Source organism: Diaphorobacter sp. HDW4A, assembly GCF_011305995.1.
GTDB lineage: Bacteria > Pseudomonadota > Gammaproteobacteria > Burkholderiales > Burkholderiaceae_C > Diaphorobacter_A.
Window position 1 is genome coordinate 2,700,488 of the sequence record NZ_CP049910.1, and the last position, 12,906, is coordinate 2,713,393.

The following is a 12,906-nucleotide window of genomic DNA, read 5'->3' on the forward strand; positions in this document are numbered from 1 at the left end:
ACCTCACATTTTTGGATCCCGCCGTGAATCCGGTACTGAATATTTCTTCCTATCTTTTCGTTCCCCTTCCCGATGCCGAGGCCTTGCGCGATGTGCTGCACGAGCGCGCGGTGAACGCCGGACTCAAAGGCACGATCCTGATTGCAGAAGAAGGCATCAACATGTTCCTCGCAGGCGATGCCGATGAGGTGCGCGGCTTCATCGCCGAGCTCAAGCAAGATGCGCGTTTCGCGACACTCGAGCCCAAGGAAAGCTGGTCCGATCACCAGCCGTTCCGCAAGATGCTGGTGAAAGTGAAGAACGAGATCATCCGCATGAACATGCCGACGATCCGCCCCGCATCCGGACGCGCACCCGCCGTCACACCCGAAACCCTGCGCCGCTGGCTGGAAGCCGGACACGACGACGCGGGCCGTCCGGTGGTCACGCTCGATACGCGCAATGATTTCGAGGTCGATGAAGGCACCTTCGACAATGCGATCGACTGGCGCATCACCAAGTTCACCGAGTTTCCAGACGCCCTGCGTGTGCACAAGGCCGAGTTCGAAGGCAAGACGGTGGTGAGCTTCTGCACCGGTGGCATCCGCTGCGAGAAGGCCGCGATCCTGATGCAGAACGAAGGCATCGACAACGTCTACCAGCTCGAAGGCGGCATCCTCAAGTATTTCGAGTTGACCGATGGCGCGCACTACCACGGCGGCTGCTTCGTGTTCGATCGGCGCGAGGCGCTGGGGGTCGATCTAAGCAGCGTTCCTCGGATGCATAGCGAAGCGGTGAACGTGGCCAACGCGGGCGCCGACGACGCCAAATAGTCCGATGAATCAGCGACGACGAACGTAGCGCTCCGGCAGCGGAATGAGTTCATCGTCACCGGGCACGCTGCCCATAGTGCGATCTTCCCAGCGCTGCGCGGCGCGCTCGATCAGCGCCGTGTCGCTCGCAACGAAATTCCACCACAGGTGGCGCGGCGCATCAAGCCGCATGCCGCCGATCACCATCAGCCGCAAGGAACTGGTTCTAGACGTGTTCTCGATCTGTGAGACGTGGTGCGGATCGAGCACTGCGAGCGTGTGGCGAGGAATGAATTCGCAGCCAAGCATTGCATCATTGTCCACGGTGTAAATCGCGGTCTCGTTGAGACACGCAGGCAGCTCAATGCCGCCACCTGGCTTGAGCTGAATGTCGATGTACAGTGTCTCCGTGAGCGTCTTCACGGGCGACTGGTGATCGAACGCCGAGCCGATGAGCACGCGCACCTCGGCGTCATCCACATGGAGCTGCGGAATGCGCGATGCCGGAGTGTGCGTGAACGAAGGCTGTGTCTGCTCGTCAGACAGCGGCAACGCGGCCCAGAGCTGGATGCCATGGTTGGTGTAGCTGGTGGCGGCCAGATGCTGCGGCTTGCGCTCCGAATGCACAATGCCGCGCCCCGCCGTCATCCAATTGATCGCACCCGGCTCGATGAGCTGCTCGGAGCCGAGGCTGTCGCGATGCATCATCGCGCCTTCAAACAGATAAGTCACTGTCGCCAGGCCAATATGCGGATGCGGACGCACGTCGATCTGCGACTGAGGCGTGACCGTCACCGGCCCGAAATGGTCGAAGAACATGAATGGCCCGATCGCCCGGCATTGCAACGACGGCAGCATGCGGCGCACGACGAAGCCTCCGCCGAGATCCTTTACATGTCCCGACAGACGCAGTGGCGTGGTGCTGTTCATCATGATCGCGCCAAGTCAGGCTACGCCACGCGCGATCTCGGTTGAGATCTCCGTGGTCACCCGGGTCATGAGTTTGTGGATCGGGCAATTCTCGGCTGCACGTTGAAGTTCGGCCCATTGCGCTTCGCTCAGATCCGCTTCGACCTGCATGCGCACGGCCAGACGATATGTGCCCGCGCGCTCATCACTCGCATCGCGCTCCACCTGGGTTTTCAACGCACCAATTGTCCAACCCTTGTGACGCGCGTACCAAAGCACAGTGAGCGCCTTGCACGAAGCCAGCGCCGCATCGTAGAGGTCATGCGGCTCGGGCCCCGTGTCCTCGCCCCCCTCCTTGAGCGGAGCATCAATGCGCAGCACGTGCTCGCGAATGCGCAGCTCGGCCGCCATCGGCGAGCTCTGGATGCGTTCAAGTTCGACTGTCATTGCTTCCTCTCTTGTTGACTGAGCTCGACCAGACCTAGTACCCCGCTCGCTTGGCATCCATGCTCCATGCTCCAGCGCCTGCGACTGACAGCGCAAGCAAGCCCCCCACAATCGCCAGATTCTTGACGAACATAAGTTGCTGCGTGGCAGCCTGAGCGCCCGATAAGGTCCAGTAATTGTGAAACAGACAGGCCGCTACCAGTGTGAAAAATGCCAATCCCCAAGACACGAGACGTATCTGAAAGCCAACAATCAATGCCAATCCGCCACCCACTTCTGCAACGATGGCTGCCGCAGCAAGCAACTGAGGAATGGGCAAACCCTGGGACGCGATGTAACCAACCGTACCATCAAACCCGGTGATCTTGCCAATTCCTGCAGGCAAGAACATATAGGCCAACAGCAGTCGTCCCAAAAGCAAGAGTGCGGAATTCAGACCCGAGCGTGATGTGTGTGTAGCCGTGACCATTTGCGTCTCCCTATGAAGTGACGCAATACCCTAACCGGGCAAATGGCGCGCGCTTTGTAGGATGATGGCGCGTCAGAGACCGAGCGTACAGGGCTGGGGCTCAGCGCGGCCCCACGCCTTCGCCGAAACGCAGATTGGTGCCCGTCACATGGAAAGCGATGCGCGGAGCATCTTCCGTGCTGAACGGCAGGCTGAGCGCGAGCTCGCCGTTGCCATGAAGAATGCAGCTGTCGCGACGCAGTTGAATGGGCGTGTCGCTACCGTCAAAACGCACCCACGTGCCAAAGGTGCTCAGATCCGTCAACACGAACGTGCCTTCGATCCAGTCGATGCGTGCGTGCAGACGCGAGACACGTTGGTCGTCGATGTAGAGATGGGCCTCGCTCGAGCGCCCGACATTCACTGGCACTTCGCTGGAGCGGAACTGCATGTGAGCGCGCCCCCACGAGAATTGGATCTCCAGCGGAGAGGTCGCCGTGATGGTGCCAAACTCGGTCAGGCCACCCTGCTGGGTGAGCATCTCTACGCCCTCGTCCTGACGCCACTCGATCTGGTACATCAACAGGGGCTCTGCCTTGCCGCGCACCTTGAGGTGGCCCAGGCGCACGAATCGCGCACTCGGCATGTCGCCCGTGACGTTGACCACCGCTTCGGTCGCCCAGATCTCGCCGGCTGCGGCGCGATCACACAGGCGTGCAGCGGTGTTTACTGCGTCGCCATAACAATCGCCGCCCACATCAAGCACCTCGCCACAATCGAGCCCCATGCGCACATCGGGATTGATGCTATGAATCGGCTCGGCAATGCGTTCGCGGTGTTCACGCATCAGATTGAGCATACCGCTCACCGCGACAGTGGAATCACTGAACAGCGCCATCACACCGTCGCCCAGCGTTTTGACCACGCGGCCGCCTTCCGCCTCGATGCGGGAAGCCATCCATTGCACAACCTCGGTCACCATAAGCGCCGCGCGCTCATTGCCAAGCGTCTCGTACAACGACGTGCTGCCGACAATGTCGGCAAAAACGACGGTAGTCTGTGCTCCAGTCAAAATGCGGGCCCTTTTCGGGCGATGGCACGCGTCACGAATTCCCCTCTTCCTTGCGTTCTACACACTGAACGGCACCTTGAGCGCCATTTGGTGAGTGTGATTTATCAATCACGATTGCAAACCGATTATCAGCATAATGCCAATGAAACAGCCTGATGTCACATCGACACTGTGACATCAATTGTCAACCGAATTAGTCATTTCGGAGTGGGAATTTACAAACGCCGCAGATTCCGGGCGCATATGACTCAATGAAGCAACAAGCCCTGATCGATAATTCCTGACGTGCATGACAACAGGCAAGTCTGCCTCGCTCGACTGGTCACAACCATGCCATAGATCCATCTTGTCCTGTCCCATGGCTTGCTTTTCCATCTGGCGACGTGGCAGCTCAATCTTTGACGTCGCTGGCAACCCTCCTCGCGGATCGCCCCGGTGCAATGCCACGCGAAACGCGCGCGTTGTAGACCGTCAGCCGGGACAGTCCCAGCAACCCGGCCACCTTCGCATCCGACTGCGAGCCGAGCAGCGCCAAGGCCTCGGGAGTCCATTCAAAACGGGCTGCGCGTAAAGAAAAGGACGGGGAAGACACCGCGCCTGAAGTTACGGCGGGCGCGATCGACAGCTCCTGCCGCTTGGCGATCACACTGGCCTTGCTGATGCCGAAGCGCCGGGCCAGCTCGGCATCGACCTCCTTGCCGAGACTGGCCAGCATCTCATCCGTCCACTGCACATGCCCGAATGCAGGAATGCCCAGCGCGTTGCGCTTGAGATTCACGGTCTTGGCGGTCGTGCCCCAGCGCTCTGCGAGCACGGAATCCTTGTCCGTGCCCAACAACGCGAGCATCTCATCGGTCCACGCGAGACTGGGGCGGCCCATGTCTATGAGTCGATCAGCAGCAGAAAAGCGGATCAGTCGACCAGGCCGGCGTACACATGCTGCGTGTCGTCGTCGTTCTCAAGACTTGCCAGAAACGCCTGCACCTCTTCCATCGCCTCGGCACTCAGTGACGCCGCGCTGATCGGGTTCTTGGCCTTGTAGCCAAGCTTGGCCGACAACACCTTCACGCCCTGTGCGGGCAGCGCCTTGCTGACCAGATCCAGATCGGTGGCATCGGTGATGAACAGCGTCACGCCCTCTTCGTCACCCGCCTCGAAGTCCTGCGCACCGGCCTCGATGGCAGCCATTTCCATGTCGGCATCCGCGTTGGCGGCTTCGCCTTCGATCATGCCCACATGGTCAAAATCCCACGCCACGGCGCTCATCTGGCCCTTGCGGAACAGCACCCGCATGTTGGGGGCCGTGCGGTTGGGGTTGTCCGTCAGGCACTCGACCATCACCGGCACGCGGTGCGGGGCATAGCCCTCGAACACCACGCGTTCGTAGCTCACGGCATCCGCACCGACGCCCGAACCCTTCTTGATCGCACGCTCCAGCGTGTCCTTGGGCATGGAAGCCTTGCGGGCAGCGTCCACCGCCATGCGCAAAGCGGCATTGCTGTTGGGATCGCCACCGGCGCGCGCGGCGACGGTGATTTCCTTGACGAGTTTGCCGAACAGTTTTCCCTTGGCATCGGCGACCAGCGCCTTGCCTTTAGCTTTCCATTGCGCGCCCATGGCTGCGATCCCTTGGTATTAGATGAACCGCACATTTTCGCGCAGATTGAAGTCCGAGAGGCTCGCATTGGCTCTCGGAATTCATTTTTACTGCGCGACCCGGGTCTTGAGAACCTCGGTGTGCTGCCCCAGAACCGGCGCCGCAAAAGGCTCAGGGCCCGGAGTGCGGTCGAATTCCACGGCCCGGGTGAAGCCCCGGTAGCTGCCGAGCGTCGGGTGTTCGAACGTGGCGATCATTGCCTCGGCCTGCACCTGCGGGTTGTCGAACATGTCCTCGACCGCACGCGCCGCCGCGCAGGGAACCGCCTCACCGAAGATCGCCTCCCACTCCAGCGCCGAGTGCGTCGCGAGCGCCTCGCGCAGCTTGGGAACGAGCTCGTCCTTGTGCTGGGCGCGCTTGCGCACCGAGTCATAGCGCTCGTTGGCCGCAATCTCGACAAGACCCGTCTTCTCGCAGAGCGCCGTCCAGAAATGCGGGGTGTTGGCCGAGAGATAGATGTAGCCTTCCTTGGTCGGATGAATGCCGGTGATGCCCCCCGAGCGCATGTCTCGCCCCACTTCGCGCGGCTCACCCTCAGCCCAGATCAGGCGTGCCGATTGCATGGTCAGGGCCGCGCGCAACAACGACACGCCCACATGCTGGCCGAGCCCGCTTTTCTCGCGCTCGTAGAGTGCGGATGCCACGCCGCCCGCCACCAATGCCGAGGCGTAGTAATCCACCACCGAGCCATACAGAATCTCTGGCGGCCCGTCCGTCTTGCCCTGCATGGTGCACATGCCGGTCATGGTCTGCAGCACTTGGTCGTAACCCGCCTTGGCCTTGAGTGGGCCCTTGCCGCCATAACCCGTGACGCTGCAATAAATGAGGCGCGGATTGATCAGCGCCAACTGCTCAAAGCCAATGCCAAGACGCTCCGGAACGCCTGGACGGAAATTGTGAACCAGCACATCTGCATCGCGCACCAGACGCATTAACACCGCGTGATCAGACTCCTGCTTCAAATCGAGCACCATGCCCCACTTGCTGCGGTTCACGCCAATGAATGCACGGCTCTCAGCCTCGAGCGTGGACGGATATTTTCGCAGGTTATCACCCACCGGCGGCTCGATCTTGATGACCTCCGCACCTTGGTCTGCCAGCAAAGAGCAGCCATAAGGTCCTGCAATGTAGGCACTCAGATCAAGCACACGCACGCCGCTGAGCGGGCCCGCTGGCCCCTTGCGTTCAGTTGGAGCAAAGCTCATGGTTCAGACTCTCCAGATTCTCTTGCTCAATCCGCGACGATGTTGCGTTCTTTGGCCAGCTTCTTCCAGCGCTCGACATCACTCTTGACCACATCACCGAACTGCGCCGATGTGATCGGCGTGACGATGGCACCCTCGCGCAGGAACTGGTCCTTGAGGTCCTGCTTGGCCAGCGCCTGATTCACCGCCTTGTTGAGCGTACTCACGATGCTGGCGGGCGTTCCCGCCGGTGCGAGCATGCCCCACCACAGATCGAACTCATAGCCCGGAACGGCTGTCGCCATGGGCGTCAGTTCCGGGGCAATCGGGCTCGGCTTCAGGCTGGTGATGCCCACAGCCTTGAGCTTACCGTTGCGGATCATTGGCAGGATCGACGGGCCGCTCGAGACCAGCATCTGTACCTGATTGCCGATTACATCGGTCACCGCAGGGCCCTGCCCCTTGTAGGGCACATGGGTGATGTCAAAACCTGGAACCATCGAGCGCAGATACTCCGTCGCCATGTGGTTCACGCTGCCCGTGCCGGACGTCGCGTAGTTGAACTTGCCAGGATTGGCCTTGATTGCCTTGACCAGCTCGGCCGGATTGCTCGCCGGGAATTCGTTGTTCACCGCGACCACCATCGGCCCCTTGGCGAACATCGCGATCGGCACCAGATTTTTCACCGGATCGAACGGCATCTTTGGCTGCACGCCCGCATTGGTCGTCATGCTCGACGACACTGCGACGAGCGTATAGCCATCAGGCGCCGCCTTGGTCACGAAGGCCGTCCCGGTGTTGCCGCTCGCGCCGGGGCGGTTGTCGACGATGATGGGTTGTTTGAGGATGTCGCCAATCTCCCTGGCGATCTGGCGCGCGAACACGTCATTGGAGCCGCCTGGCGGATAAGGCACGATCATCGTGATCGGTTTGTTCGGGTATGCCGCATCGGACGCCAGCGCGGGGGCTGCGCCGATAGTGGCTGCCGCAGTAAAGGCCAGCGCGGCGACAGCGATGCTGCGGCGTAAGAAGGACATTTTGGTTTGAAAGTTCATCATCGTCTCCTGCTCCACTCGTTGTTGGTCTCTTCAAAAATAAAATCGGCCGCGGATCATTTCGATGTGATTAAACCCATTGCCAGTGCACTCTGTACAATGGCTTCGGCCCGCAGCACGAACGGCCTATCGATCATCTTGCCATCCACCACATAGGCACCCACTGCGTTCTGATCGGCGTTGCGTGCGGCCTCGACGACTTTGAGCGCGTCATCGATCTCCTTTTGCGATGGCTGAAAGACCTCGTTCGCAATCGCGATCTGGCTGGGGTGAATACAGGTCTTGCCAAGAAATCCCATGCGGCGCGACAGCTCACATTCGGCACGGAATCCTTCCACGTCCTTGATGTTCGCGAACGCCCCGTCATACGCCCAGACATCGGCCTCGGCGGCCGCCATGCGCACCGCAAACAACGCCTGCGCAATCGCGGACGGTTCGCGTCGATGAATGCCATAGGGCTCGAACAGATCCCCAAGCCCCAACTGCAACCCCTTCACGCTTGGGTGTGCCATCGCCAGCGCCGCACCGGTGCGCAGCGACTTCGGCGTCTCCATGTTGAGCAGCAGCCCCGGCACCTGCGTCACGCCATTGGCGCGCGCCGCATCGGCCACCGCATGGGCGGCGATCACCACGTGCCCGGGACTTTCGGGCTTGGGCAGATTGATCAGATGCACGCCCGCGCGCACCACCTCGGCAACGTCCTGCGCAAAGTGCGGCGTGTCCATTGCGTTCACCCGAACGATGACGGTCTTGGTGTGTGCTCGCGGAGCATCGCTCAACAGAAAGTCGCGCAGCAGGCCGCGCGCCTCGTCCTTGCGCGGCTCGGCCACGGCGTCTTCCAGATCGAAAGACAGACTGTCCGCCGCGCTCGTCAGCGCTTTTCCAAACAATTCGGGGCGCGAGCCCGGAACAAACAATTTGCTTCTCATGCCGCCATTGTGGATTCAGCTCAGACCTTGAAAAATACAGATACCATTAGTTCAAACAAAAGACAAAGTATCTTTTAAGCGTTAACCCTGATCAATTGACCACATGGAAACCAGTTACCTACAAAGCTTCATGCTGGTCGTGGAAACCGGCTCCATGGCCGAGGCCGCGCGCCGCCTGCACATCACGGCGGCGGCCGTCGCGCAGCAGATGCGCATCCTCGAAAAAGAGTTCAAGACGCCACTGCTCGCCCGCGCAGGCCGCACCGTGGTGCCCACGCCCGCAGGCCACCGCCTCACCCAGAGCGCGCCCACCCTGCTGCACGAACTCGCCAACGCGCACACGCTGGTCAACGACGACGGCACGCGCGGCGAGCTGGTCATCGGCACCATCAACACCGCCCTGCACAGCCTGCTGCCCGACATCCTCGCGGACTTCGTCAAGCAGTGCCCCGAGGTCAAGGTGTTCCTGCAATCCGCCACCACCAACCAGCTCTACGAGGCCGTGCAGCAAGGTGACATCGACGCCGCCGTCTGCCTCTACCCGGCCTTCCCGCTCGCCAAGACTTTCGACTGGACCCAGTTGCGCGAGGAACCGCTGATCCTGCTCGCTCCGAAGCACCTTGCCCATCTCGCGCCCCACGAGCTGCTGCGCACCCAACCCCTGATCCGCTACGACCGCAACCTCGGCGGCGGCCAGATGGTGGACCGCTATCTGCGCACCGCGCACATCACGCCCAAAGAGCGATTTGAATTGAGCTCGCTGGTAGCCATCGCGATGATGGTGGACCGCGGCCTCGGAGTGGCGCTGGTGCCCGACACCGCACTCAACCTGCCCGACGGGCAGAGCGTGGTGCGCCTGCCCCTGCCCGATTTCACCCAATCCCGCAGATTCGGGGTGATGTGGCTGCGCTCATCGGCGCGGCTTGCGTTGATTCACAAAGTGGTGGAGAGTGCGCGGGCGGTGTTGAAGCAGCGCGCCAACGTGAGCGCAAGACAGGTTGCTCCTTCTGGATGAGAACTCCCGCATGAACCGCGTTAAGCCATACTGATCGGATCTGCCCAATGACCACATCACCCACCGCTGTCGCCACCTTCACAGACAATGCACGTAGCTTCTGCGCATGGTGCGAAGCCCCCAAGGGCACGGACCAAGAGCTCCTGCGCCACGAAGCGTTGCAGCAGATCGCACGCGTCTATTCAGCCGCACTGGATCTGCCTGCGGTTGAAGCTCCTGAGCACTTTCCCGACCCAGAAGACATCCCCAAGGCCTTCAAGCAAAAGCTTTTCAAGAGCTTTGGCGCGCTACCCGTCAACTACTACCGGGTGTTGTTCAATACATCCGTCGAATGCGACGACGAGCCGGTCATCGGCGACGTTGCTGATGACCTGACCGACATGTACTGCGACATCCGCGATGGGTTGTCCATGCTCGATCAGGGAGAAGAGACCGGTGCGATTTGGCACTGGCGGTTCACGTTCCACATGCACTGGGGACGCCACGCCACCGAGGCACTGCGCGCCTTGCAGGGAGACGAGCAGCCTTAAAACGTGTCCACAAATTAGTGCGTGTGGCCCCAGTACACCAGCGCATCCCGCCCTTCCACCGACAGCGACACTTGTGCGCCCACAGGCAGCAGCACCTTGGTCGCCACATGGCCGAATGGCAGGTTGGTCAGCACCGGGGCCTTGATCCGCGAGCGCAGCCAGTCGATGGCAGTCTGCATCTTGTAGCCCTTGTCGTGCGGGGCCAAGCGGTAGCCGGTGAACTGGCCCATGATGATGGCCTTCTGGTTCTTGAGCACGCCTGCTTGCAACAGCTGCGCGAACATGCGTTCGACGCGGTAAGGATGCTCGGCCACGTCTTCAAGGAACAGGATGCCGCCCTTGATCTGCGGGAAGTACGGCGTGCCTAGCAGCGAGCACAGCATGGCCATGTTACCGCCCCAGAGCGTGGCGTTCTTGAAGTAGACATCGGGCACGGCGGGCTTGCCGCTGGCGAGTGGCTTTTCGTGGCCCATGCGCCAGCCGCTGCCTTCGCCGTGACCTGTGAACAAGTCATCGAGGCAGGCGAGCATGATGTCGTCGGGCTCGCCATCAACGCCCAAGTCGGCGATCAGCGAGGGGCCGGACCAGGTGGTCGCACCGGTCTGCGCGAGCAGCGCGTTCTGGAACGCGGTGAAGTCGCTCTGGCCGATGAAGCGCGTGCCCTTTTCCCCGGCCTTGGCGACGGCCTTGTACTTGATGCCCGGAAGAATGCGCGAGAGGCCGTAGCCGCCGCGTGCAATCATCGCCACATCCGCACCGCTCGCGGCCGCACGGTGAATCGCGGCAAGGCGGGTTTCGTCATCGCCCGCAAAACGCGTGCTGCGCGCGAGCGCGTCTTGGTCGATCTCGACCTCGTGGCCCATGGCCTTCAGACGCGCAACGCCACGGCGAAACGCTGCCTTGTCGAGCACCGCGCTCGATGGCGAATAGATGTAGATGTGCTGCGGGCCGTGATTGTGGCCGCAGGCCGCATGGCCGTGATGCTCATGATCGTGCTCGTCGTGGGCATGCGCCTCATGGTCGTGTTCGTGATCTGGTTTTTGTTTGGTGGCCAAGGCTGTCATCAGGCGCGTGCTGCGCCTGCTCCGAAAATGTAAAGACCGCTGCGTCGGCAGCGGTCAAAATGTGAAGACCGCAGGTTCGGCAGCGGTCAGAATGGGCTGAAGTATTCCACAGCATGCAAGGCCACGTCGGCGCCATGCTGTGAAATGAAATGACCCAACTCGGGAATCACCACCACATCGCCCGCGCCGCGAAGGTTCAGGCGCAATCTTTCGGCGGCTTGCCTATCGATCAGAAGATCAGCGCCGCCGGAGATCACAAGCGATTTCCCACTCCATTGCTCGCACCAGAAGGCCTGCACTTCGCGGGTCCATTCGGGGTCCTGAGGCGACAGCACGAATCCGGCGAATGCACGCAGCGCAGCGCGATAACCCGCATCTGGAAATGGCGCATCCCACACCGCGTCATCCACAGCACCATTGCGCGATGCCCGCGCTATCTGCTCGCCCATCGGCAGACGCGGCTTGCGTGCGATGGGCTCGGTCCATTTCTGCAAGACCTTGGACACTGGCGCCGCCGCATCCGGTAGCCAGGCATTGATGGTCAACAGCCCCGAGAATCGCTCGGGCGCGGCCAAGGGAACGCCCAAACCGATCAGCCCGTTCAGCCCCTGTGTGACCAGCACCACGCCGCGTGCATCGAGCCGCTCCACCAGTTCTTGAATCACCCGCGCGTGCCAGCGCTCACTGTGCGCGGCCTCCTTCTTGGGCTTGTCGCTTCGGCCAAAGCCCGGCAGATCCACGGCGATCACGCGATCTCCCGAAGCCAGAAGCGCGGGGATCATCGTGCGGAATTCATGGCTCCAGCCCGGCAGACCATGAACAAGAAGCCAGGTGCGCACTGCTCCCGTTGACGGGCCTTCATCGAGATAGTGCAGGCGCAGGCCATCGAGCGCCGGAAGATCGCTGACATAGCGCGGAGCCCATGGACATGTGCCCTCTGCACCCTCCGTGATCTGCGCAAAGGCCTTGTCCGGCGTGCGCAAGGCATCCTCGCGCAGCGGATGTGCCAGCCGCTTTTCGAGCTTCTGTTCACTGCGCCGCTGCCGGAAAAACTCGCTCAGCGCCATGCCGCATTCATCGGCCAGCACGCCTCCGCGAATCTCCGTTTGGTGATTGAGCAAGGGCTCGGCAAACAGATCGACCACCGATCCCGCAGCGCCCGTCTTGGCATCCATCGCGCCAAACACCACGCGCGGCAAGCGGGCGTGGAGCATGGCTCCGGCGCACATAGGGCACGGTTCGAGCGTCACATACAGCGTGCAGTCATCGAGCCGGTAATTGCCCAGCGCCTGCGCCGCAGACCGCAACGCGGCCAGCTCCGCATGGGCCGTGGGATCGTGCCGCGCAATCGGCGCATTGCGCCCCGTGGAAAGCACCCGGCCATCACGCACCAGCACCGCGCCCACGGGCACCTCGCCCTCGGCCGCGGCCTCGTGCGCCAGCGCCAGCGCAAGTCGCATGCCCTGCTCGTCGCTCTCGCAGGGACTGCCGATGGAGACGGTCGTCGTCATGCTTATTGCGCTTCCTTGTCGAGGCGCTCCTGCCCCTGTTGCAGGGCCGAATCGAGCTGCTGCTTGAACTGCTCCTGCATCTGCTGGCTCTGCTCGCGCACATTCTGTGGAGTACTCGCACCGTTCGCCGGAGCTGAGATAGATGCAGGCACCGCCACCTTGGTCGCACCGATCTGCTTCTTGACGAGCACGCCGACAATCGCGAGCGCCACCAGCAACCCCACCAACCCAAAACCAAAACGCATGTGATCAATCCTCCGCACGGACAAGTCGCTCACTGTAGCGCAAGCAAGC

General features: G+C 61.7%; 15 protein-coding genes. 3 read left to right on the forward strand and 12 right to left on the reverse strand.

Translation table 11 applies throughout. From position 1 onward, the window contains the following. Positions 1-23: 23 nt before the first annotated feature. Positions 24-812 (forward strand): sulfurtransferase, encoded by a 789-nt coding sequence (locus G7047_RS12195; protein WP_166305541.1) that lies wholly within the window; start codon positions 24-26, stop codon positions 810-812. Between the two features lie 9 nt (positions 813-821). On the opposite strand, the gene G7047_RS12200 is transcribed toward G7047_RS12195, so the two are convergent. The 9 genes from G7047_RS12200 to G7047_RS12240 form a co-directional block, all read right to left on the reverse strand. Further along, the gene (locus G7047_RS12200; protein WP_240939467.1) at positions 822-1,724 is read right to left on the reverse strand and encodes a pirin family protein; all 903 of its coding nucleotides are present in this window, start codon (positions 1,722-1,724) and stop codon (positions 822-824) included. A gap of 12 nt (positions 1,725-1,736) precedes the next feature. Further along, on the reverse strand, positions 1,737-2,147 hold the full coding sequence (locus G7047_RS12205) for an OsmC family protein (RefSeq protein ID WP_166305544.1): 411 nt from the start codon (positions 2,145-2,147) through the stop codon (positions 1,737-1,739). 34 nt (positions 2,148-2,181) lie between these two features. Next, a complete protein-coding gene (locus G7047_RS12210) occupies positions 2,182-2,616 on the reverse strand; it encodes a DoxX family protein (protein WP_166305547.1) in 435 nt (144 codons plus the stop codon). 100 nt (positions 2,617-2,716) lie between these two features. Continuing rightward, positions 2,717-3,667: an adenylate/guanylate cyclase domain-containing protein gene (locus G7047_RS12215; RefSeq protein ID WP_240939468.1), complete on the reverse strand. Its 951-nt coding sequence runs from the start codon at positions 3,665-3,667 to the stop codon at positions 2,717-2,719. A gap of 391 nt (positions 3,668-4,058) precedes the next feature. Beyond that, positions 4,059-4,547 (reverse strand): hypothetical protein, encoded by a 489-nt coding sequence (locus G7047_RS12220; RefSeq protein WP_166305550.1) that lies wholly within the window; start codon positions 4,545-4,547, stop codon positions 4,059-4,061. Positions 4,548-4,579: 32 nt separating this feature from the next. Further along, positions 4,580-5,284, reverse strand: coding sequence for a YebC/PmpR family DNA-binding transcriptional regulator (locus G7047_RS12225; protein ID WP_166305553.1), 705 nt, complete (start codon positions 5,282-5,284; stop codon positions 4,580-4,582). Between the two features lie 87 nt (positions 5,285-5,371). Next, the gene (locus tag G7047_RS12230) at positions 5,372-6,529 is read right to left on the reverse strand and encodes a CoA transferase (protein WP_166305556.1); all 1,158 of its coding nucleotides are present in this window, start codon (positions 6,527-6,529) and stop codon (positions 5,372-5,374) included. A gap of 26 nt (positions 6,530-6,555) precedes the next feature. Next, positions 6,556-7,545, reverse strand: coding sequence for a tripartite tricarboxylate transporter substrate binding protein (locus G7047_RS12235; RefSeq protein ID WP_166305559.1), 990 nt, complete (start codon positions 7,543-7,545; stop codon positions 6,556-6,558). Positions 7,546-7,619: 74 nt separating this feature from the next. Then, positions 7,620-8,492, reverse strand: a complete 873-nt coding sequence (locus G7047_RS12240) for a CoA ester lyase (protein ID WP_166305562.1) — start codon at positions 8,490-8,492, stop codon at positions 7,620-7,622. Between the two features lie 103 nt (positions 8,493-8,595). Here G7047_RS12240 and G7047_RS12245 point away from each other — a divergent pair, with 103 nt between their 5' ends. Then, positions 8,596-9,507, forward strand: a complete 912-nt coding sequence (locus G7047_RS12245; protein ID WP_166305565.1) for a LysR family transcriptional regulator — start codon at positions 8,596-8,598, stop codon at positions 9,505-9,507. A 47-nt stretch (positions 9,508-9,554) separates the two neighbouring features. Then, a complete protein-coding gene (locus tag G7047_RS12250) occupies positions 9,555-10,037 on the forward strand; it encodes a DUF5063 domain-containing protein (RefSeq protein ID WP_166305568.1) in 483 nt (160 codons plus the stop codon). A gap of 14 nt (positions 10,038-10,051) precedes the next feature. Here G7047_RS12250 and G7047_RS12255 read toward each other — a convergent pair whose 3' ends face one another. From G7047_RS12255 to G7047_RS12265, 3 genes are all read right to left on the reverse strand, one after another. After that, a complete protein-coding gene (locus G7047_RS12255) occupies positions 10,052-11,101 on the reverse strand; it encodes an LD-carboxypeptidase (protein ID WP_166305571.1) in 1,050 nt (349 codons plus the stop codon). An 86-nt stretch (positions 11,102-11,187) separates the two neighbouring features. Beyond that, the gene (tadA, locus tag G7047_RS12260) at positions 11,188-12,612 is read right to left on the reverse strand and encodes a tRNA adenosine(34) deaminase TadA (protein WP_166305574.1); all 1,425 of its coding nucleotides are present in this window, start codon (positions 12,610-12,612) and stop codon (positions 11,188-11,190) included. 2 nt (positions 12,613-12,614) lie between these two features. Then, positions 12,615-12,857 (reverse strand): hypothetical protein, encoded by a 243-nt coding sequence (locus G7047_RS12265; RefSeq protein WP_166305577.1) that lies wholly within the window; start codon positions 12,855-12,857, stop codon positions 12,615-12,617. Positions 12,858-12,906: the final 49 nt, after the last annotated feature.